14 protein-coding genes are annotated in these 23,372 nt (G+C 69.0%); all 14 read right to left on the bottom strand.

Translation table 11 applies throughout. The features are described 5' to 3' along the window. Positions 1-166 precede the first annotated feature (166 nt). The gene (locus tag SK803_RS36040) at positions 167-1,009 is read right to left on the bottom strand and encodes a helix-turn-helix domain-containing protein (protein ID WP_319970666.1); all 843 of its coding nucleotides are present in this window, start codon (positions 1,007-1,009) and stop codon (positions 167-169) included. Positions 1,010-1,038: 29 nt separating this feature from the next. Then, positions 1,039-1,554 (bottom strand): DUF6879 family protein, encoded by a 516-nt coding sequence (locus SK803_RS36045; RefSeq protein WP_406601634.1) that lies wholly within the window; start codon positions 1,552-1,554, stop codon positions 1,039-1,041. Continuing rightward, on the bottom strand, positions 1,551-1,790 hold the full coding sequence (locus SK803_RS36050; protein WP_319970668.1) for a hypothetical protein: 240 nt from the start codon (positions 1,788-1,790) through the stop codon (positions 1,551-1,553). Before SK803_RS36050 ends, SK803_RS36045 begins: the two co-directional genes overlap by 4 nt. Positions 1,791-1,937: 147 nt before the next feature. Beyond that, positions 1,938-2,324: a VOC family protein gene (locus SK803_RS36055; RefSeq protein ID WP_319970669.1), complete on the bottom strand. Its 387-nt coding sequence runs from the start codon at positions 2,322-2,324 to the stop codon at positions 1,938-1,940. Between the two features lie 23 nt (positions 2,325-2,347). Then, positions 2,348-3,292: an alpha/beta hydrolase-fold protein gene (locus SK803_RS36060; RefSeq protein WP_319970670.1), complete on the bottom strand. Its 945-nt coding sequence runs from the start codon at positions 3,290-3,292 to the stop codon at positions 2,348-2,350. Continuing rightward, complete coding sequence (locus tag SK803_RS36065) at positions 3,289-4,980, bottom strand: ABC transporter ATP-binding protein (RefSeq protein WP_319970671.1); 1,692 nt, start codon at positions 4,978-4,980, stop codon at positions 3,289-3,291. The genes SK803_RS36060 and SK803_RS36065 overlap by 4 nt, the downstream gene beginning before the upstream one ends. Beyond that, positions 4,967-15,844 carry a non-ribosomal peptide synthetase gene (locus tag SK803_RS36070; RefSeq protein ID WP_319970672.1) on the bottom strand — a complete coding sequence of 3,626 codons (10,878 nt, stop codon included), beginning with the start codon at positions 15,842-15,844 and terminating at the stop codon, positions 4,967-4,969. Before SK803_RS36070 ends, SK803_RS36065 begins: the two co-directional genes overlap by 14 nt. 29 nt (positions 15,845-15,873) lie before the next feature. Continuing rightward, entirely contained in the window at positions 15,874-17,670 is a 1,797-nt protein-coding gene (locus SK803_RS36075) for an ABC transporter ATP-binding protein (protein ID WP_319970673.1), read from the bottom strand. 230 nt (positions 17,671-17,900) lie between these two features. Further along, the gene (locus tag SK803_RS36080) at positions 17,901-18,929 is read right to left on the bottom strand and encodes an iron-siderophore ABC transporter substrate-binding protein (RefSeq protein WP_319970674.1); all 1,029 of its coding nucleotides are present in this window, start codon (positions 18,927-18,929) and stop codon (positions 17,901-17,903) included. Positions 18,930-19,013: 84 nt separating this feature from the next. Then, positions 19,014-19,856, bottom strand: a complete 843-nt coding sequence (locus tag SK803_RS36085) for an ABC transporter ATP-binding protein (protein WP_319970675.1) — start codon at positions 19,854-19,856, stop codon at positions 19,014-19,016. Between the two features lie 29 nt (positions 19,857-19,885). Next, positions 19,886-20,239 (bottom strand): DoxX family protein, encoded by a 354-nt coding sequence (locus tag SK803_RS36090; protein ID WP_319970676.1) that lies wholly within the window; start codon positions 20,237-20,239, stop codon positions 19,886-19,888. 86 nt (positions 20,240-20,325) lie between these two features. Further along, complete coding sequence (sigJ, locus tag SK803_RS36095; RefSeq protein WP_319970677.1) at positions 20,326-21,204, bottom strand: RNA polymerase sigma factor SigJ; 879 nt, start codon at positions 21,202-21,204, stop codon at positions 20,326-20,328. Positions 21,205-21,214: 10 nt separating this feature from the next. Then, entirely contained in the window at positions 21,215-22,279 is a 1,065-nt protein-coding gene (locus SK803_RS36100; RefSeq protein WP_319970678.1) for a FecCD family ABC transporter permease, read from the bottom strand. After that, positions 22,276-23,340 (bottom strand): FecCD family ABC transporter permease, encoded by a 1,065-nt coding sequence (locus SK803_RS36105; RefSeq protein ID WP_319970679.1) that lies wholly within the window; start codon positions 23,338-23,340, stop codon positions 22,276-22,278. Before SK803_RS36105 ends, SK803_RS36100 begins: the two co-directional genes overlap by 4 nt. Between the last annotated feature and the right edge of the window lie 32 nt (positions 23,341-23,372).

A 23,372-nucleotide genomic window follows, 5' to 3' on the forward strand; every position in this document is an offset into this window, starting at 1 on the left:
GCCGGGCGATCCGGTCCTTGCTGAGCAAAGGCACAGGCGTGATCACGGTGCTCTTCTCCAAGGTCAGAGGGCTTGACGCTGGGTGAGAGTAAGCACGTGATTTCCGTCTGGCCAGAAATTTGCTCGTCTTTTCTCGAAATACTTTGAGATCACCTAACAGAAGAAATCAGGAGCCAAGATCTTCTTCGGTTTCGTCTGCCAGCTCCCTCATCACACGGCTGATGATCGCCCGCGCCTCACCGCCGTAGCTGGCGACAGCGGCCAGGTGTTCGAAGATGTTGGTGTAGAGCTCGATCTCCTGAGGCTGCCGAAGGTTGATCTCTGCCGAGTACGACTCGAACCGCACGAGATGGTCGTCCAGTACCCAGAAGCCGTGCCGAGGGTCGGTGACGTACCGGGTCTTGAAGCCGATGATCCCGAGCTTCACGTTGCGCATGGAGGTCATGGCCATCAAGCGGTCGAGCTGGCCGATCATGATGTCCGGGCTCACCAGCCGGTAGCGCAGCGCAGCTTCTGTTAGCACGAAGTGGAAGCGCTTGTCCGGCTGGTACAGCATCTCCTGGCGCCGCATACGCGCCTTCACGGCTTCGTTGATGTCGTTGGGCACCTTGTGCACGGCCACAACTTGAGCAAAGCGAGCGCGAGCGTACTCGGGCGTCTGGATGAGTCCAGGAATCACCGTGTTGTCGAACCCGCGATAGAGCCTGGTCTTCTGATCCACCTGGCTCAGCGTGGCCTGGTGAGACTTCATGCCGGCTCGGAGCACGCGCTGCCACTCGGCGTGCTGAAGCTCAAGATTTTGCAGCGCCGCCAGAAGACTGGCGGTTTCCCCCTGCGATTTCGTGGCCTTGGTCCACGCCCGGATGTCTTCCTCGGTCGGGGCCTGGTGCCCATTCTGGATCTTGGAGACCTTTGAACCTGGCCACGACAAGGACTCCGCGAGCTGTTGACCGGTCAGCTCGGCGGCTACCCGCAGCTCGCGGAGTCGTTTGCCCAAGGCGCTGCGCATCTCGTCAACGCCCGATGTCCCGCTATTACTCATAGTCTGGCTACGAACTCGTCTCGGATCGTGGCGTAGTGCTTCGCCGCATCACGCCAGTAGTTGTGTTCAACGACGACGGCCGGATCTTCGATCACTTCCCCGTGAGCGAAGCGGCCATCGTCGCCGAAGTGCATCTTCACCAGCTTGCGGGAGTCGAACAGCCAGTAGTCGTACTGCGGGAGTTCGACCGCCTGCTCACGAGTGACATAGCGGATGTCGTCCCCGGCCTCCCTGGTGAACCCGGCGACCCACATACCGAAGTGGATGTAGTCGGAGAGAGGCAGGCTGACCACCCGCACCCGAGAGAACAGGCGTCCTTCCGCGGTCGCCTGCCGCACCATGCTCAGCCAGTTCTCGTGGTACGAGGCGTCACGCTCTCCGGCGAGAAACTTGCGATACGCCTCGGCCTCGCGCGGCGAGTTGTACTGATCGCGCGTCTCCAGGCGGAAGGCGGTGTGCTCGAAGCTCGTGAAGAGCTTGGCGAACTCCGGCCCCGGCTCGATGAGGGTCAGTTCCCCGTCTCCCTGTCCTGGGCGTAGCGGCGGACGTACATCTTCAGGACGTCCTCGGGGATCTCGATCAGGGTCTCGTGATCCGGCACCGACCCGACATCGGCAAGCACCTGGGGGTCGGTCACCTTCCAGCCCTGGGCGATGTAGGTGACACGGTCGGCGCGGTCCGTGGCGAACAGCGTCGGGGAGTCGCCTTCGGTGGACTCGGGATCTTTTCCGAGAAATTCAGCGCGCATGGCCAACCTTTGCTCGAAGGTCGAGAAAACTGCTCGACCATGGTGGGACACGAGCAAAGTCGGCGTCAAGGCTTGAACAGGGCGAAGTGGCCGTCTCGCCTCGAATGACTCGGCCCCGGCGGAGTGGTGGAGGTGTGGCCGTTGGAGTCAGCGCAAAGGTGACCTGTCGCCCACGGACCACTTGTGGCCGAACGGATCCGTGAAGCCGCCCTGCCGATGCGTCCCCCACGGCATCTGATGCTCCACGACCGCCGATCCGGCGACCGCCCCGGCGGCGAGAGCGCGCCCCACCAGACCCTCGGGGTCATCGCAGAACAGCTCGACGCGCACGTTCGTGACCCCACCGGGGCTGGTCTCCGCCGGGTTGTCGGGGTTCACCTGGTGGATGAAGAAAGGCGCTCCACCGATCGAGAGACCGGCGACGCCGCCGAGGTTCCACAGCTCCGTGGCGCCGAGCGCGGCCCTGTACCAGGTGACCGCGGCATCGGCGTCCGGGACGATCAGCATCACTGAGATCACCGCAGGCTCGCCCATGCCGGACAGCCTGCCGGATCCGCTCAGAGATCGCTGAGCAACCAGGCCACGTCGCGCACCAGAGCGTGCCGCCAGCCCACGCGGTCGTGCCCGGCAGGAGACCGGTTCACCCGCACGGTCGCACCCGCCTGCGCGGTCAGCTCTTCCACGGCCTCGCAGTGGCGGTGCATCTTCGGCTCGTGCTCGCCGACGTCGAACGCGACCCGCAACCAGGACAGGTCCGGAGCCGAACGCAGGCGCTCAGCGGTGTCACCACCGGCCGGGCCGTCCAGCGCGAGCCCGGCCTGGGGCAGCTCGCGGGCGTACCAGAACGACCCTGACTGGCACGCCACCCGCGACACCAGCGAAGGGAAGTCCAGCGCTGCCTGGAAAGCGCTCAGACCGCCCAGACTCTGCCCCGCGACCACGAACCGTGAAAGGTCCACGGTCACGCCGTTCTCCGCCAGCAACGGCAGCAGCTCGTCCCGGATCGCCTCCCACAGCGCGGAAGAGCCGTACTCGGCATCGCGATCCCGTGGCGTGGGCAGGAAGATCAGGGTGGGCATCGCATCGCCCATCGCCGACTCGAACGCGGCGACGGCTGGGTGCACGTACATCCAGTCGTCGCCGTCGAGCAGCAGCACGACCGGCTCGCCACCCTTGTGCACGCGCACTGTCTTGCGCCCCAACGCACCCGTCCAGCGGATCCGCGACGATGGCACGTCCAGCACCTCGTCCGGCCCGACGACCGGCCAGTGCGGTTGCGGTTCCAGATCGGGCGTGGTGAAGATCGATCGGTTCGGCCCGGCACCGGCGGGGTTGGCCGGGTCGGCGTGCTCCTCGCCGTCGAAGAAGTGGTAGGTCACGCGCAACCGCGGCGGCATCTCGACCTCTGCCGACCACAGCGAACCGGATTGCCTGAACGGCACCGGGTCCAGCGCGCTCTCGAACCGCACCTCGCCGGGACCCGTCCACCGGAACGTCGTCATCGGGCCACCGCCAGAAGGTATGAGGAGTCACGGCCGAGGAGTTCGCGGTGCGTGCCCTCGCCGGTCACCGTGCCGTCGGACAGCACGATCACCCGGTCGGCCACGTCGAGCAGCGCCGGGCTGCTGGTGATCACGATCGTCGTGCGGCCGCGGCGCAAAGCCGTGACGTTGCGGGCGATGAGCTGTTCGGTCACCGCGTCGACGGCCGTGGTCGGGTCGTGCAGCACCAGGATGTCCGGGTCCGCGGCCAGCGCGCGGGCCAGTGACAGGCGCTGTCGTTGCCCGCCGGAGAGGTTCGCGCCGCGGTCGCGCACGGCGTAGTCGAGGCCGTCGGAGTGCAACGCCACCACGTCGGTCAGCATCGCGGCGGACACGGCTTCCTCGACCGACGAGCTGGTCCCGGACGGATCCACGTTGTCGCGCAACGTTCCCGCGAACACCTCGTGGTGCGACGGGTTCACCAGCAGCGCCGTCCGCACGCTCTCGATGGACAGCGAGGCGATCTCCCGCTTGCCCACCCGGACGACACCCGAGTACGCGGAAGGCGGCACCTCGACGGAAAGCAGCGACGCGAGCTCGGCCGCAGCCTGGGGCTCGTAGGCGGCGATCGCCACGAACTCACCGGGTCGCACCGAGAACGTCAAGTCCCGCAACGTTCCGTGCGTGACAGCCGAGACCTCGAGGCCGCTCGACGGTCCGGGTACGTCGACGCCGGGCGTCATCCTGGCGGGTGCGGCCAGGATCAGCGCCATCCGCTCGGCGGAGGCCCGCGCGATCATCACGTACTTGGGCATCTCGGAGAACAGCTTGAGCGGCTCGATCAGGAACTGCGCCAGGCCGACCACCATCACCAGCTGGCCGATCGTGATGGAACCCTGGAACGTCAGCACACCCGCCCACAACGTCACCGCCGCGGCGAGCAACGAGTTCAGCGCCAACGCGAGCCCGGCATAGATGCCGTTGACCCGCGCCACGACGATCGACTGCTTCTTGGCCTCGGTGCTCACCCGGCGATAGGCCTGGAAAGCCGCGTAGCTGCCGCCGAAACCGTGCAACGGCCGCAGACCTGCGATCAGGTCGGACACCTTGGCGCCGGCCCGCGCGACCTTGGCCTGCTGCGTCTGCGTGCTCGCCCCGATCCGCCGCGACATCACGCTCAGCACGCTCAGGATCGCCGCGGTACCAACGAACACCAGCACGCCGAGCGGGACGCTGATCACCGCCAGCACCACGCCCGTGATCACCACGGACACGAGCGAGCTGACCAGCAGCGGCACCACCTCGATGATGTCCGCGGTCTGGTCGGCGTCCTCGGTGGCGATGGTGAGCACCTCGCCGGACTTGAGGTCGACGTCGCGCGCCACCGGCTGCAGGCCGTGGTCCGCGACCGCGACCCGCCATCGATGCGCTTCCGTCGTGTTCGCCTTCTGCAGGATGCGCATGCCGAACCGCCACGAGTACGAGACGGTGGCCATGACCAGCCCGAGCGCCAGCAACGCCAAGCCCAGCGAACTGAGCTGACCGCCGCGCAGGGCGAACTCGACGATCACGCCGAGCAGGATCGGCACGGCGGTCTCGGCGGCCTGGTAGCACCCCATCAGCAGGGTTCCCGAGGCCATGGCGCCGCCGTTGCGGCGGAGTGCGACCCGCAGGATGTCCCGGCCGGTCCGTACTTCAGTGTTCGTCAACGTGGCGCGCAATCGCTTCGGGGGTGGACAGGGCCAGAAGGTCGCGGATCGTGACGACCGGGCCGAACTCGCGGCGCAGCAGGCCGATGAGCCGGACCGCGAGCATGGAGTGCCCGCCCAGGTCCGTGAAACCGCTCGCCATGCCCACCTCGTCCTCGTCGAGGTCGAGCGCCTCGGCGAACATCTCCCTCACCACGAGCTCGGTTTCGGTGAGCTCCCTGACCTCCTGCTCGACCAGGGTGCCGAGCGGGCGGGCCTCGGGCAAGGCTGACGTGTCCGCCTTGCCGTTGACCGTCAACGGGATCGCGTCCACCTCGGCGAAGTGCGACGGCCGCAGGTAGTCCGGCATCCCGGCACCGACCTCCGCCGCGATCGACGGGATGTCCGCGCCTTCGGCCAGCACCAGGTAGGCCGCGAGCCGGTACGCGCCGTCGACCTGCGGGTCGGCCTGCGCGACGGCGGCGACGAACCGGACGCCCGGATGCGCGGCGAACCGCGCCTCGACCTCGCCCAGCTCCACGCGGTGGCCGCGGATCTTGACCTGCTTGTCGGTGCGGCCCAGGTAGAGCAGGTTCCCGTCGGGCCGCCTGATCACCAGGTCGCCCGTCCGGTACATCCGCTCACCCGGCACCCACGGGCACGCCACGAACCGTTCCGCGGACTGCCCTGGCTGGCCGAGGTAACCGCGCGCGATGCCCACGCCCGACACGTAAAGCTCACCCGCGACCCCGTCCGGCACGTGCCGCAGCCACGGGTCCAGCACGTACACGTCGGTGTTGTCGATCGCCACGCCGACCACCGGGTCGACGCAGTCGAACGTGCCGACGCCCAACGTGTTGATCGTGTACTCCGTTGGCCCGTAAAGGTTGTAGCCGATCGTGCCGGGGGTGTCGGCGAGCTGCTGCCACAGCGTCGGCGTCACGGCCTCACCGCCCAGCAGCACCAGCGCCGGCTTGTGCCCGGCACCCAGCAGACCCTCGGCCACCAGCTGCTGCGCGTAGGTCGGCGTCACGTTGATGACGTCGATCTCGTGCTGGAGGCAGTACTCGACCAGCCCGGTCGCGTCGCGGCGCAGCTCCTCGTCGCAGATGTGCACCTCGTGCCCGTCGGCGAGCCAGAGCAGCTCCTCCCACGACATGTCGAAGGCGAACGACACGGTGTGCGCGATCCGGAACATCCGGTGCCCGTGCTCGGCCAGCACCGGCTCGAAGATCCGCCGCTGGTGGTTGACCAGCATGTTCGTCAGGCCCGCGTACTCGGTGACCACGCCCTTGGGCTTGCCGGTCGAACCCGAGGTGTAGATCGTGTAGGCCGCGTGCTTCAGCCGGTTCGGGTCGCCGGCCGCGAACGTGATCACCGGTTCGGCGTCCGGCCACGGCTCGTCGAGCTGGAACACCTCGCCCCGGATCCGCGGCGCCACCGCGCTGGTCGTGATGATCAACGACGGCTGCGCGTCCTCGATGATCGCGGCGATCCGCTCGTCCGGGTGGTCCAGTTCCAGCGGCACGTACGCCGCACCGCACCGCAGGATTCCGAACAGCGCGACAACCCAGTCCAACGAGCGCGGCACCGCGATGGCGACCGACGTCTCGACGCCGATCCCCTTGCCGGACAACACACCCGCGAGGTGCCGGCTGCGGTCCCTGAGCTCCGCGAACGTCATCGTCTTGCCGTGCGCGACCAACGCGATCCGGTCCGGGTTGCGGTCGGCCGCGGTGTCGAACAGGTCGACGACGGTCTGGTTGCCGAAGTCGTTGGCGGGGTTGAGTTCCGGCTGCGGCCCGGTGCCGCGGATCGCGCCAAGTGCGCCTTCAGCGGTGGCAAGATCGCCGAGCACCCGCAGGTAGTCGTCGAACAACCGCTGGGCCAGCGCGGTGTCGGTGACCTCTGGCCGGTACTCCAGCTTGACCGTGAGCTGCTTGCCCGGCGTCACCACCCAGGTGAACGGGTAGTGCGTCGAGTCCTCGGACTCGTGGTCGATGATGCCGTTCGCGGTGTTCAGCTCGTCGAACGTGCTGTCGTCCAGGAAGTTCTGCAGCACGAACAGGTTGTCGAACAGCTGGTCGTGGCCGCTCGCGCGCTGGATCTCGCCGAGCCCGACGTGCTCGTGGTCCATCGCGTTGACCCGCGACGCCTGCACGTTCGCGAGGAACGTCGCCGCCGTGTCGTCCGGCCGCGCGGTGATCCGCATCGGCACGGTGTTCAGCAGCACGCCGACGATCCCGTCCGTGGCCTCTTCCTCACGTCCGGACACCGTGACACCGAACGTCGCGTCGCCGCGTCCGGTCTCGCTGCCGAGCAACAACCCGAGCGCGCCCGTGACGACCGAGTTCAGCGTGACGCCGTGCCTGCGCGCGGCTTCCCTGACCCGATCGGAGTCCTCAGCGGACAGTGTCCGCACGATCTTCGTCGGCAGAGCGTCCGAAGTGGACCCGTCGCCGAGCAGCGTCGGGCCCGGCAGGTCCGCGAGGTAACCGGCCCAGAACCGTTCGGCTGCTCGGGCGTCCTTGGCGGCGAGAGCACGGGTGTAGCTCTCGAAGCTCGGCGTGGCGGGGGAGGAGTCGAGCGGTTCGCCCGCGAGGAACGCCCGGTAGGCACCGAACAGGTCGCGCAGCACGATCTCGCGCGACCAGCCGTCCCACAGCAGCAGGTGGTAGCTGAACAGCAACGCGTCCCTGCCCTCCGGCAGCCGCAACACGGTGAGCCGCACCAACGGCGGCGCGCCGAGGTCGAAGCCCGTCCGGCGGTCTTCGACGCGCAACGCGTCCACGGTGTCCTGGTTCAGCACGTCGACCGTGCGGACCTCCACCTGGCCGCCGGGGGTGAGGACCTGGACCGGTGCGCCGTCCTCGTCCTCGAAGCCCGCGCCGACGACCGGGTGCCGGGCGATGACGTGCGCCATCGCCTTCTGGAGCGCGTTGACGTCCAGCCGGCGGTCGAACGTGAAGTAGCTCTGCGCCACGTAATGCCCGGCGTCGCCCGCGAGCTCGGCCTGGAAGTACAGGCCGCGCTGCAACGGCGAGACCGGCGCGGTGCGGCGCGCGTTCACCGAGGCGTCCGCGATCCGTTCGAGCGCGAGCAACCACCGTGCGGCGATCTCGTCGGACACGTCCTCGCTCAGCGCGAACGTGGCCCGCAGACTGCCGGTCGTCGTGTCGACCCAGGAGTTGACCTCGACCGCGTACGGGCTCGGCTGCGATCCGGCGTCGACGTGCAGGGCCTGCGCCTCGCTGCCCCGGCCGAGGTAGTTGAACAGCACCTGCGGCCTGGGCAGCGCCGCCAGCACCGGCGCGGTCTGCGGGTTGAGGTACCGCAGCTGCCCGTACCCGACGTGCGCCTGCTCGTCCGGCTGACGTGCCACGAGCTCGCGCGCCGCCTTGACCGGGTCGGTGTGCGGGCTGAGCCTCACCGGCGCGATGGAGGTGAACCAGCCGACCGTGCGCGTGTAGTCGTGGTGGTCGAGCACCGGCACACGGCCGTGGCGTTCCAGCTCGATCACCAGATCCGTGGGGTTGCCCTGGATCTCGGTCAACGCGGTGCGCAGCGCGCCGCACAGGAGTTCGGTCAGGCCGACGCCGAGCGCGGTCGGTGCGGTGTGCACGACGCGGTCCGTGATGTCGGCGGACAGGTTGACCGTGACCTCACGCTGGTCGCCGATCTGCGGCGTGAGCACCGGGGTGTCCAGCACCTCGATCCAGCGGCGCAGGTCGCCGCCGGTTTGTGCGCTCAGGGTGAGAGCACTGGTGTAGGCGGCGAACGAGGTGGTCGCGGGCGCCAGGTCCTCGCCGCGCAGGGCGGCGGCGATGTCATCGAGGAGGATCAACCAGGAGACGGCGTCGACGGCGAAGTGGTGCACGACGATCACGAGCGTCCGGGTGGACTCCAGCCACGTGAACGCGACCATGACACCGGCTTCGGGGTCGAGGCGGCGAGCGGCCTCGTCGGCGGCGACCTGCGGATCGTCAGAATTGTCAGACCCGTTTGAGACGATAGGAGTGGGGACCCGATCCCCCCAGGGGGCCTGCGAATCGGGATCGATTCCGAACGCCCACACCCCGTGCTCGACCCGCAATCGCATCCGCAGCGCGGGGTGAGCGTCGATGACGGCCTTGGCCGCCCGTTCGATGCCCTGCAGCTCAACGCCTTCGGGCACCTGCAGCTGCCGCGCCTGGGCGAACGAACGAAGGTCGCCGCCCAGCTCCCGCTGCCGCAGCACGATCGGCGTCGGCACCACCGGCCCGTCCGCTCGCTCTTCGAGCGCACGCGGGGAGCTTTCGTGCGATTGGAGCGCACGGGAGGGCCCCGCGTGCGAGGCGAGGGCGCGCGGGGTTTTGTGGAGGAAGAGGTCTCGGGGAGCGATGCGCAGGCCGATCGCGCGCGCCCGGTTGACCACGCCGATCGCGATGATGCTGTCGCCACCGGCCACGAAGAAGTCCGTGTCGGCGTCCACAGTGGACCCCGGCAGCACGTCGGCGAAGATGCCGACCAGCGACTCCAGCGCCGGCGAGTCGCCAGCCACAACAACGTCCTCGGACGAGCGGGCGCGCTCTTCCAAGGCCTTGCGGTCCAGCTTGCCGTTCACCGTCAACGGCAGCGCGTCCAGCGGAATCACCCGCTGCGGCACCATGTGCACCGGCAGCTTCGACCCGAGAACCGCGGCGACATCGGCAGAAGGCGTGCCCACGACGTGCGCGATGAGGTGGTCGGCGGTGTCGGCCACCGTCACGGCCACGTCGACGACGCCGGGCACAGAACGGATCGCCGACTCGACCTCGCCCAGCTCGATCCGGAAACCCTTGAGCTGCACCTGGTTGTCGGCGCGGCCGATGAACTCCAGTTCGCCGTCGAGGTTGCGGCGCGCGAGGTCGCCCGAGTTGTACATGCGCGAACCGTCGGCGGCGAACGGGTCCGCCACGAACCGGCTGGAGGTGAGGTCCGGCCGGTTGTGGTAGCCGAGCGCGAGTTGGGAGCCCGCCACGTAGATCGCGCCCACCTGGCCCGGCGCGACCGGCTGCAGCCGCGAGTCCAGCAGGTACGTGCGCAGGCCGGGGATCGGGCCGCCGATCGGGCTGACCTCACGGCCTGAGGCGAAGTCCGAGGAGTCCAGCACCCGATGCGTCACGTGGACCGTGGTCTCGGTGATGCCGTACATGTTGACCAGCTCGGGACGGCCGGTGCCGTACCGCTCGACCCAGCCGCGCAGGCGGGAGAGTTCCAGCGCCTCGCCGCCGAAGATGACGCGGCGCAACGCGGGCAGCGGCTCGGCCAGCCGGTCGGCCTCGATGAACTGGTAGAACGCCGACGGCGTCTGGTTCAGCACGGTGACGCCACGGGCGCGAACCAACTGGTGGAAGTCGACCGGCGAACGGGTCAGGCCGTGGTCGGGCACCAGGAGTTCGCCGCCGTACGCGAGGGCGCCCCACAGCTCCCACACCGCGAAGTCGAACGAGTACGAGTGGAACTGCGTCCACACGTCGTCCGGTCCGAAGTCCATGTCCGGCTGGGTGTTCGCCAGCAGCGACACCACGCTCGCGTGCGGCACGACGACGCCCTTGGGCTTGCCGGTCGAGCCGGACGTGTAGATCACGTACGCCGGGTTCTGCCAGTCGAACGCCGGCAACTCCGCGTCGCCCGGTACCTCGTCGCCGTAGACCAGCACCCGCGCCGGGACGCCGGCGTTGGCGAGCAGGCGTTCGAAGCGCTCCCGGTGCTCGCGTTCCACCAGCACGACCTGGGGTGCGGAGTCGGCGAGGACGTACTCGAGGCGTTCGTCCGGGTACGCGAGGTCCAGCGGCACGTACGCGCCACCGGCCGACACGATCGCGACCAGCGCGACGACCTGCTGCAACGAGCGGGGGATCGCGACCGCGACCCGTTGCCGCGGACCGACACCCGCGTTGGCCAAAGTCCGGGCGAGCCGATTCTTGGTGTCGGCGAGCATGCCGTAGGTGAGGCCCTCGGAGCTGCCGTCCAGGTGGCACATCGTCACGGCGCGCGCCGACGGGTCGCGCTGGGCGGCCGCGTCGAACAGGCCGGCCAGCGTGACGGGCTCGATCTCGGCCGCGGCGCGCGCGGTGGTGAGCGATGGCGTCGGAACAACACCGCCGCTGAGCAACGAGTCCACCGTGTCGGCGAACGCGCGCAGGATCGTGCGGGCGCCCTCCTCGCGGACGACGGCGGTGTCGTAGATGAGGTTGAACCGCAGCGTGCCGTCGTGGTGCCGCTGGACCTCGATGGTCAACGGGTAGTGCGGCGCGCCCTCGTTCACCGCGTTGGTGATCTCGAACCCGGTGGCCGAGCCGAGCGCGGTCACGTCCGTCGCGATGTCGAACACGACCAGCGTGTCGAACGCCGACCCGTGCGGTGCCTGCCGCCCGATCCGGGTGAGCGAGACGTGCTGGTGCGGCAGCACAGCGGTCTGGTGGCGTTGCACCGACGCCAGCAGTTCGGCGGCGGTCGTGCCGGCGGACCACCTGGCGCGCACCGGAATCGTGTTGATGAACAGGCCGACCAGCGCGTCGATGCCCGGCACGTCGGCGTCCCTGCCGGACACCGTGGAGCCGAACACGACGTCCTGCCTGCCGAGGATGCCGCCGAGCGTCACACCCCACGCGCTGTGCACGGCGACGCTGAGCGACACCCCGGCCGCCCGCAGCTTCTCGTCGAGACCAGCGGGTGCGTCGATCGCCGTGTCGGTGAAGCGGTTCGACGGCTCGTGCCCCTCGATGGTGAGCGACGGACCGGGCAGTCCGGCGAGTTCCTCCGCCCAGACGCGGTCGCTCTCCGCCGCGTCGGCCCGCACGAGCCACCGCACGTAATCGGCGTAGCTGCCGCGCACGTGCACCGAGCCCGGCGCGTCGTACTCGGCCAGCAGCGCGCGCCACATCGGCGGCACCGACCAGCCGTCCGCGATGATGTGGTGCACGGTCTGCACGAGGACATACCGGCCAGGCGCGGTGCGGATCAGCGTGAAGCGCATCAACGGCCCGCGGGCGAGGTCGAACCCGGCGACCCGGTCCTGCTCGGCGAAGGCCGCGATGTCCTCCTCGGTCATGCCCTGACCGTCCACAGTGGAGAACTCCGGCCGCACACCGGACTCCAGCACGGAGACGACCCGGCCGTCCGGCAGACCGACGAACCGCGCGGCGAGGTTCGGGAACAGCTCCAGCACGCGCGTCGCGGCTGCTTCGAGCCTGGAAGCGTCCACCGAACCAGTCAGCGTCAGCAGCTGCTGCTCGACGTACCGGTGTGCCGACTCGTCGTCGAACACCGAGTGGAAGTACAGGCCCTCCTGCAACGGCGTCAGCGGCAGCACGTCCCGCAACGCCGGCGAGTCCAGGGAGTCGACGTCGGCCTGGGTGAGCGGCAGCAGGTCGAAGTCGCTGGGGGAGTGGCCGCCCTCGGCCAGAGGGGAATGTGCCAGCGCGGCCAGGCCCTCCAGCGCGCCCACGAAGTACTCGCCGATCTTCGCCGTGTCAGCGTCCGTGAACACCCCGGACGGCCACGAGATGACCGTGACCAGTTCCAGTTCGCCGTCGGCGCCAGGCTCGGCGGAGGCGTTGAACTCCAGTGCCCGCGGCAGCCGCATCGCCGGGTCGCGCTTCTCGCCGAGCTGGCCTGCGTTCTCCGCGAGCTGCCAGTCGCCGGTGGTGCCACCGTTGAACCGGCCGAGGTAGTTGAACAGCACCTGTGGCCGTCCGACACCGAACTCGTCGCGCCCCAGGTACTTCAGCGCGCCGTACGAGACGCCGTTGCTCGGCACCCGCGCGAGGTCTTCCTTGACCCGCTTCAACGCCGAAGCCAGGTCGCCCGCACCCGGATCCACGGTGACGGGGAACAGCGTCGTGAACCAGCCGACCGTGCGGGAGAGGTCCGGGTCGAGCGGCACGAACCGGCCCTCGCGGCCGTGGCCCTCCAGTTCGATGTGCGCGAACGTCTGGTCCTGGCCGTTGTCCCGGCGCCACCGGGCCAGCGCGACCGCGAGACCGGTCAGCAGCACGTCGTTGACTTTGGCGTGGAACAACGCGGGCACGTCGCCGAGCAGCGCGGCCGTGGCGCGGGAACCGACTGTCACCGTGCGGACCTGTTCGCCCGCAACGACGTCCTCGTCGGTGAGCTCACGCCGGCCGAGCAGCTGGTCCACACCCGGCAGCGCGCGCTGGTAGTACTCGCGATCGGCCTCGAACCCGGCCTGCTCCAGCAGCTGGGTCCAGCGGCGGAACGACGTCCCGACCGGACGGAGTTCCACGGAGGCACCGGAAAAAACCTGTTGCCACGCCTGCGCGAGATCGTCGAACAGGATCCGCCACGACACACCGTCGATCACCACGTGGTGGATCACGATGACGAGCTGCCGCGCCTCGGAACGCCACACCGCGCGCAGCATGATGCCCGCGTCCGGGTTGAGCCCCTCGGTCGCGGCGGCCACGCACTCGTCGAGCGGCGCGTTGCTCTCCTCCCACAACGCATGGCCGTCGGCCGGGATGTCGAACGACCAGCGCTCGCCCCGGACCAGCTTGGCGCGCAACATGTCGTGCCGCTCGACCAGCGCGTGGAGGATCTCGCTCAGCTGGGAGGCGGTGAGCGCCGCGGGCGTGTTGAGCACGACCGACTGCACGAACCCGTCGACGGCGTCCGTGGTCTCGCCGAGCCACTGCACGATCGGCAGACCCGCCACCGGCCCGGTCGGCACGTCGTCGTGGTCGACGGTCGAGGCACCGTCGCGTGACGCGACGGCGGCCAGCGCGCGGGGAGTGCGGTTGAGGAAGATCTGGGTGGCGGTGACGAACACGCCCTCGGCACGCAGCGCGGACAGCAGCGAGATCGCCAGGATGCTGTCGCCGCCCAGCTCGAAGAAGTCCTGGTCGGCGCCGACCTGCTCGACCCGCAGCACCGCCGCGATCGCGGCGCAGATCACGGCCTCGTCGTCGTTGGCAGCGGCGGTGACCGGCCCGGTCTCGACGGTCGGCTCGGGCAGTGCGCGCCGGTCGAGCTTTCCGTTGGCGGTCAACGGGAACTCGTCCATCACCACGATGTGCGTGGGCACCATGTACTCGACCAGGTGCTCGGTCGCCCACTGCTTCACGGCGTCCGCGGTCAGGCTCCCGACGGACGGCACGACGTACCCGACGAGATAGTTGCCGCCGGCGGAGTTCTTCCTGACCACGACACAGGTGTGGCGGACCTCGGGGTGTTCGGCCAGCGCGACCTCGACGTCCTCCAGCTCCAGCCGCATGCCGCGGATCTTGACCTGGTTGTCGACGCGGCCGAGGAAGTCGAGCGACCCGTCCGGCGCGAACCGCGCCAGATCACCGGTGCGGTAGAGGCGCGACCCGTCGGACGCGAAAGGGTTCGCCACGAACCGTGAGGCGGTGAGGCCGGGCGCGTTCACATATCCGCGGCCCAACAGGAATCCGCCGATGTACAGCTCGCCGCCGACGCCGGGAGGGCACGGCCGCAGCTGGTCGTCCAGCACGTAGAGGTCCGTGTTCGGGTTCGCCTTGCCGATCGACGTCGACAGCCGCTCGGCCTCGCTGCGGTAGATCACGTGCGAGACGCCGATCGTGGCCTCGGCCGGGCCGTAACCGTGGTACATCGGGATGTCGAGCTGCGTGCGGAACCGGTCGTACAGCTCGGGAGTCAGCACCTCGCCGCCGCACCACACGTGCCGCAGGCTGTCCAGCTCACCGTCGCCCGCGATGTTCAGCAGCACGTCCAGCATCGACGACACCAGGTACACGAACGTCACGCGGTGCTGGGAGATCGTGCGCAGCAGGTGGTGCGGGTCGCGCTCGCCGCCGGACCGCACGACGACGGTGCGGCCGCCGCACACCAGCGGCAGGAAGATCTCGTTGATGGAGATGTCGAACGACAGCGGCGCCTTGAACAGCGACGCGTCGGAGTGTCCGAAGTGGAGGATCTGGTGCACCTGCCACAGCAGGCGTTCGCTGATCGCCTCGTGCCGGATCATCGCGCCCTTGGGGCGGCCGGTCGAGCCGGACGTGAACATCACGTACGCCAGCTGCGCGCCCTGGATCGTGACATCCGTGGGTTCGCCCGAGTAGTCCCCGAAACCCCACGAGCCGAGGTCGACGGCGACCGCTTCGGGTTCGCCTTCCTGTCCTGTCCCGAGAAGTAACACGACCTGTGCGTCGGTGATCACCGACTCACGCCGCGACGCCGGCCACTGCGGGTCGAGCGGTACGAACGCGGCCCCGGCCTGCAGCACGGCGAGCAGGCTGATCACCATCTCGGCCGAGCGGTCCAGCGAGATGCCGACGACCTGCTCAGTGGTCAGGCCGCGGTCGATCAGGTGGCGGGCCAGCTGGTTGGACCGGGTGAGCGCCTCGCCGTAGGTGAACGCGCGCTCGCCGTCGTTGATCGCGACGGCGTCCGGGCGCTGCCTGGCCTGCTCGCGGAACAGTTCGACGATGCTCGGCCGGTCTCGTGCGAACTCGTTGTCGTTCCACCGCGCCAGATCCGCGAGCCGTTCGTCCACGGTCTGGGACGTCAGCGTGCCGATCGCGCGGTTCGGGAACTCGGCCAGGTCGTCCAGCGCCCGCTGCGCCTCGGCCGGATCGACGCCCTCTGGCAACGGGATCAGCCAGCCATCAGGCCGCTCGACGACGTCCGACTGCTGGCCTTTGTCGGCCCAGACGAGCAGATCGCTGAAAAGCGTGGCAGCGGTGAGCTCAAGTCCATCGACCGCTAGACCGGGGTTCGCCCAGTGCGTCAGGGCGACGGCACTCGCGACGGCGATGGTCCGCTGAGGGTACTCACCGGCACGGCGCCGAATGGAGGCGATCCGGGCGGTCGAAAGAAGTACGTCACGCTCGGCCATCAGTTCCATCGACGACTCAGCCATCCCTTCACGATCGGTGAAGGTAGCCTAACCTAAGTATTTGCGGATCCGAATCGCCAAGCGGCCCAAAGTGCCGCGTAACGCCCGTCACGCGCGACAAGTTCTTCATGTGTGCCCTGCTCGATGACGCGTCCTGCGTCGAGCACAGCGATCCGGTCCGCCGCGATGGCCTGAGTCAACCGGTGGGCCACCAGAAGCGTCGTACGGCTGCGACAGGCCGCCAGGGCCGCCCGTTCGAGCGCCGCGGCACCCTGGCTGCCCGCCTCGGCCGTCGACTCGTCGAGCACGACGACGGGGGAGCGGCCGAGCACGAGCCGGGCCAGCGCGATCTGGGCGATCTTGGTCACGTCGAGGCGTTCGCCACCCTCGCCGACGTCGGTCCGCAGGCCCTGCGGAAGTGCTTCGACCCACGAATCCGCGCCCACCGTGCGCAGTGCGTCCATCAACTCGTCGTCGGTCGCGTCCGGGGCCGCCAGCCGCAGGTCCTCCGCGAGCGGACCGGCGAAGACGTGCGCCTCCTGGGTCAGGATGCTGACCAGCGCGCGGGAACCCGCCTCGTCGAGTTCGGCGAGATCGGCCTGCCCGATGTGCACGGACCCGGTCTGCGGCGTGCCGGTACCGGCGACCAATGCCGCCAGCGTCGTCTTGCCCGCGCCGGTGGCACCCACCAGGGCGAGCGAGGTGCCCGCGGGGATCTCCAGGTCGATGTCCTGCAACACGTCGTGCTCGGATTCGGGATAGCGGAAGGAAAGCCCGCGCACCGACACGGGTAGCGGCTCTGCGAACGGATCGATGGCGACCGCGCTGCGGACGAGTTCGTCGCCGTCGGATTCGGTGAGCACGCCGACCAAACGCGTCAGTCCGGCACCGGATTTCTGCGCCTCGTCGAAGAACGCCATGATCAAACCGAGCGGCACGAACAACTTGTGGAACAACAGCGCCGCGACCGACACCTGGCCGAGCGAGGATTCCCCGTTGGTCACCAGGAAGTAGCCGGCCACGATGATCAGTGCGAGGCCGATGAACTCGGCGCGGTTCTCCCTGCCGATGAACCGGCCGAAGAACCGGAAGACGTCGATGCCGATGTTGCGCACCCGCCACGACTCGGCGGTCACCTTGTCCCGGAAGGCGTTCTCGAGACGATAGGCGCGAACCGTCTCGATGCCGTCCAGACCGCTGATCAACGCCTGGGCGCGGTCGGCCTGAGCCTCGGAACGCGCGCGGTAAAGCGGTTGCGAGCGCGGCAGATACCAGCGCAGCGCCAGCCAGTAGGCGGGCAGCGCGCAGGCTCCGGCGAGACCGAGCCGCCAGTCGAGCCCGAACATGCCGGCGGTGGCGATGACGACCAGCACGACCGCCGAGAAGATCGTCGGAATCGCCGTGCGGAAACCCTTGGAGATCACCGCGACGTCGTCACCGACGCGGGACAGCACGTCGCCGCGGCCGACCTGCTCGATCCGCGCACTCGGCATCCCGAGCACCGCGCGGACCGCACCTTCCCTCAACCGCGCCAGCATTTCCGCGCCGACCCGGCCGACCAGGTACGTCGAGACCGAGGTCATGGCCGCGCCGAACAGCGCGGACACGACCGTGGCGATGCCGATCGACCAGAGGATCGACGCGTCACGCCCTTCGACGACGCCGTCCACCACGGTGCCCAAGAGGAACACCGGGATGATCTGCAGCACCGCCCCGGCCACCGTCGCCACTACGGTGGCGATCGGCAGGCCGGGGGCGGCGCGGCAGTGGTCGAGCACCCAGCGCAGCGCCTCCCGTCCGGTCGCCGTGCGCAGAATCTTCGCGGACGTGCCGGACACGCTCGTGGTCACGAGGGGACAGACCTTTCGCTGGATTGTGCTGCGCTACTGGCGCGACCCGGACGCCGGCCGCGTGGCTGGGCATCTGCAAGTACCACCAACTCATGATCGAATCGCCGCCAACCACACCCAACCTGTTCGCCATTCCTCGAACCAGCGGCGGGCGAGTTGGTGGCAGGAAAGTGCTTGTTGATGTTGAGTTGGTGGTACTTGCAGGCGCCGTCAGCGACGGCCTTGCTGGATCAGCCCGCGGACTTCGCGGCCTTGACCAGCTCGTCGATCGCGTACGGCATGGACGCCAGAGTGGCCTGCGAGATCGCGGCACCGACGGCGGGGCCCTCGCTGTCGAGGATGTAGTGGACCTTGCCGGCCTTGACCGCGGGCAGGTTCGCGAAGAGCTGGAAGCCCTTGATCGCCTTCGTGTCCGCCTCGTCGTTGATGATGAAGATGCGGTCGACGTTCATCACGTCGATGCGCTCGGGGGACAGCGACACGTAGAACTTGCCGGCCGCGAGCTCGTCGACCTTCGTGTTGCCCTTGAAGCCGATGCCGGTGAGGACCTGGCCACGCACGTCGGTCGTGGCGAACGGTCCGACGGCGTCCTTGTACCAGGACGCGACGACCGCGGTCTCGTTCGCCCAGGCCGGGTTCGCCTTCTTGGCCTCGGCCAGCTTGTCGTCGATCGCCTTGATGGCCTTGGCGCCCTCGTCGCCCTTGCCGATCGCCTTCGCGACCTGCAGCGCGTTGTCCTGCCACTTGGCGGAGAAGGGCTCCTTCTCCGCCTTGGTGCGGCCGACGGTCGGCGCGATCTTGGTGAGCTTGTCGTACCACTCCTGGGTCGCCTCGGAGTAGACGGCGACGATCAGGTCGGGACGCAGCTCCGCGATCTTCTCGAAGTTCGGCTCGGTGTCACCGTTCTTCATGATGACCTCGGGCGTGGTCGAACCCCACTTGTCCTTCACCCACGGCCACTGGGTGTTGATGTCGGGCTTCTTGCCCTCGGGGTTCGGGTACTGGTCGACCATGCCGACCGGGACGACGCCCAGGGCCAGCAGCGTCTGGTCGTCGGTGTAGCCGAGGGAGACGACGCGCTTGGGCGCTTCCTTGATCTCCGTCGTGCCGAAGAAGTGCTCGACCTTGGTCGGGAACGTGCCACCGGAGGCGGTGTTCGCGTCAGGGGTCGTGGCAGGCGTGGAAGAACCGCACCCGGCGAGGACGCTGGCACCGACCACCACAGCTGCTGCCACAGCGGTCAATCGCTTCCAGGTCATGGTCGTTCTCTGGCCCATTCGGCACCTCGTTCTTCGCTGCCCACGCGGCGGGGGAAATTAGGACAGCCGAACCTTATCACCCGGTTAGGGCAGGCTAACTTGTGTTTGGTCACTCTTCGATACCACGTGGGTCCGGCCGATGGGCACGATCAACGGCCGCTCGCTCACCGGGTCGTCGATGACCTTCGCCTGCAGGCCGAACGTGTCCAGCAACAACTCGCTGGTGATCACTTCGCTGGGGTGTCCCTGCGCGACGATGGATCCCGACTTCATCACGATCAGGTTGTCGCTGTAGCGAACGGCCAGGTTCAGATCGTGCAGCACCATGACGATCGTGCAGCCGCCCTCGTGCAGGTCGTCGACGAGGTCGATCACGTCGATCGCGTGCGCGAGATCCAGATAGGTCGTGGGCTCGTCCAGCAACAGCAGATCGGTGCCCTGGGCGAGCGTCATGGAGATCCACACCCGCTGCCGCTGACCGCCGGAAAGCGAGTCGACCGGCCGGTGGGCGAGATCGGCCACGCCGGTCATCCGCAGAGCCTCGGCGACGACGTCCGCGTCGTCGCTCGACCACTGGCGCACCCAGCTCTGGTGCGGATGCCGGCCGCGGGCGACCAGGTCGGCGACCGTCAGCCCCTCCGGCGCGATCGGGGTCTGCGGGAGCAGGCCCATCCTCTTCGCGACGTCCTTGGTCTTCAGGCGCGCGATGTCGTGACCGTCCAGCAGCACGGTTCCCTGGCGCGGTTTGAGCAGCCTGGACAGCGTGCGCAGCAGGGTCGACTTGCCGCAGCCGTTGGGCCCGATGACCGTGGTGATGACACCGGTCGGGATGGAGACGTCGAGGTTGTCGAGCACGACCCGGTCGGCGTACCCGACCGTGACGCCCTCGGCCCCCAGGCGGGCGGCATCGTTGCGCAGCGCGGTCATAGGGCAACCTTACTTAACTGAGGCATACCTCAGGCCGCGTGGTGCGCGAGATTGACCGCGAGTGCGGCCAGAGCGAGGCCGAAGAAGAGTGCCCAGCCGCCGAGCCGGAAATTGCCCGCCCGCACATGTGCGCCCAGCGCACCGAGGAAGTACAGCACCAGACCGGCCGCGGCGAGCACGCCCACGACCGGCACGACGAACCCGGCCAGCAGGCCGAGCGCGCCCGCACCCAGGAGCAGTCCCAACGGCCGTGTCCATGACCGGGGGATCCGATTGCGGTCCGCCTCCTTCTTCGGGTACTCGTGGCCGATCAGGTTCGCCACGGCGGCCGAACCGTTGAGGGCTGAGGCGAGCAGGGTCACCGTGAGATAGATGGTGAACATCGACGTCTCCGTATCCGTGGAAGCGGTGGTTCGCTCACGGACGAGACGGCGACCCTGATGTGTGACACCGTGTCGCGTGTCCTGCGTCACAGCGCGATGGCTGTCAGCTTCCGCGGGTTGCTGACGACGTGGATGGTCTGAACGAGGCCGTCCGCAAGGTGCAGCGTCATCGCCAGCACCGGTGTGCTGCCGCAGCGGACGACGACACCGGGGCCGCCGTTGAGGTGGAGCACCTCGGCCGTCGAGCCCGCCGGCTGTTGCCGGGACAGGACGACGATCGCGCGGGCGACGAGGTCCGCACCGTGGACGGGCTTGCGCGGCGCACCGGTGAGGCCGCCGCCGTCGCTGATCATGGTCACGTCAGGTGCCAGAACCTCGATCAGCGCTGTGATGTCACCGCCGGAACAGGCGGCCAGGAACCGCTCGGTCACCTGCTGCCGAGTCACGAGGTTGCTGTCATATCGGCGACGGCGGCTCTCCACCGCCTTCCTCGCCCGGTGCGCGAGCTGCCGCACCGCCGGCTCCTCACGTCCTACGAGCCGCGCGATCTCGGCGTACGGGTACCCGAACGCCTCGTTCAGCACGAACACCGCGCGTTGCAACGGAGACAACGTCTCGAGGACGAGCAGCAGCGCGGTGGAGACGGAGTCGGCGAGGACCGCGTCGGCGGCGACGTCCGGTCCGGTGAGGACGGGCTCAGGCAGCCACGGTCCGATGTAGGACTCACGCCGCGCACGGGCGCTGCGCAGGTGGTCGATCGCCAGCCGGATGGTCACCCGGACCAGGAAGGCCTCGGGGTCCACGACGGTGGCCGGTTCGACGCGGGTCCACCGCAGCCAGGCCTCCTGCACCACGTCCTCGGCTTCCGTGACGCTGCCGAGCACCCGGTACGCGACCGCGTACAACAACCCGCGGTGCTTGGTGAAGAGCGGCTCGTGCTGGTCACCTGGCACGTTGCCGGTCACCTGAACCACTTCAGGCCGCGCGCTTCACGTTCGCGCGCACCAGGAGGTAGACGAGGAACGGTCCGCCGATCATCGCGGTGACGATGCCGACCGGCAGATCGTTGGGCAGCACCAGCCGTGCGATGAGGTCGGAGCCGATCAGCAACAGCGCGCCGAACATCCCGGAGGCGAGCAGCGGTGGCACCGGGCTCTTGAGCAGCCGCATGGTGATCTGCGGCGCGACCAGGGCGACGAACGGCACCGGGCCCGCGGCCGAGACCGCGACAGCTGCCAGCAGAACGCCGCACAGCAGCAGTACGGCACGCACGGCGCCGTACCGGACACCGAGACCGGCGGCCACGTCGTCGCCGAAGTGCATCGGCCGGAGCTGGAAGGAGATCACCAGCACCACGAGGACGAGCGCGATGGTGACCCACAGCGTCGTCCACACCTGGCTCCACGACCGCGAGTCGAGCGAGCCGACCAGCCACACCTGCGCGCGGGCGACGTCCCGGATGTCCGCCAGTACCAGCAGCCACGTCGTGAGCGCCTGCATGACCGCGCTGACCGAGACACCGATGAGGATCAGCCGGAAACCGTCGATCCCCTTGCGCCACGCCAGGAAGTAGACGAGCAGTCCGGTGAACAGTCCGCCGGTGAGCGCGGCCGCCGGCAGGCCGATCGAGCTCGTGATCGCCGCGCCGCCGCTGGCCGTCACGAGGAACACCGCGGTCGCGCTGGCGCCGCCGGTGATGCCGAGAACGTCCGGGCTCGCCAGCGGATTGCGTGCGATCGACTGCGTGAGCGCGCCGGAGATCCCCAGCGCGGCGCCCGCGATCAGGCCGACCAGCGCGCGTGGCATCCGCAGGTCCATGATCACGAACTCGTCGACCCGCTCGCCCTGCCCGATCAGCGTCCGGAACACGGCGCCGAGGTCGATGGTGAAGTCGCCGATCGCGATCGACACGCAGAAGATCAGGAACGTCAGCGCCGCCAGGATCACTGTGACGAGCACGATCCACGGCCGCCAGACCCAGGACCAGCCGCCGACGCGGACACCGGCGTGCATCTGTTCTGGATGCGTCTGGGTGCTCATGCCTGCCTGAACTTTCCGAGCCAGACCAGCGCCGCGAAGAACGGTGCGCCGATGAGGGCGATGACGATGCCGGCCTGCAGTTCGGCGGGCCGCACGACCAGTCGTCCCAGGACGTCGCCGCCGAGCAGCACGACCGCGCCGAGCAATCCGGCGTACGGCACCATCCAGCGGTAGTCCGGGCCGGTCATCCACCTGGCGATGTGCGCGACCATCAGCCCCAGGAACGCGATCGGCCCGCACGCCGCCGTCGCCGCGCCCGCCAGCAACGTGACGGCGACGACGCCGACGGTCCTGCCCGCCGCGATGTTCACGCCGAGCCCGCGCGCCACGTCGTCGCCGAGGTTGAGCAGGTTGAGCGTGGGGGAGTTGAGCAACGCCAGCACCAGACCGACGCCGATGAACGCCGTCGCGACCCAGATGACGTCGAACCCGACGCCCTGCACGGAGCCTGCGTTCCAGAACCGCAGCACGTCCAGCGACTGCTTGTCGGCCAGCGCCACCGCGGAGGTCATCGCGGCGAGGAAGATCGTCACACCCTGCCCGGCCAGCGCGAGGGTGAGCGGGTTGCCCGACCCCCGGCCGAGACTCGACAGCCCGAACACGAGCACCCCTGCCGCCGCGGCGCCGACGAACGCGAACCACATGTACTGGACGGGGTTCTGCAGCCCGAACAGGTAGACCGCGAGCACCACGGTGAACGACGCCCCGGCGTTGACCCCGAGCAACCCGGTGTCCGCGATGGGGTTGCGGGTGTGGCCCTGGATCAACGCCCCGGCGACGCCGAGCGCGACACCCGCCACGATCGCGAGCACGGTCCGCGGGATGCGCAGGGTGTGCACGATGAGCGTGATCTCGGTGAGTCGCTGGTCGGTGCCTGGATCGCCGAACAACCCCTGCCACACCTCGGCCGGGCTGAGCGACCGCGCGCCGATGACCAGCGACAGCACCGCCGCCGTGGCGAGCAACACCACCAGGCACGCCAGCCCGAGCAGCCGCCGCTGCCGCGGACTCGCTCCGGCCGGTGCGGACTCCAGCCCGCGTTGCTCCACCACGATGCTCACGACGGGTTACGTTAGCTTCCGCCGGTCGGTCG

This window comes from Lentzea miocenica, assembly GCF_033949945.1.
Classification (GTDB): domain Bacteria; phylum Actinomycetota; class Actinomycetes; order Mycobacteriales; family Pseudonocardiaceae; genus Lentzea; species Lentzea miocenica.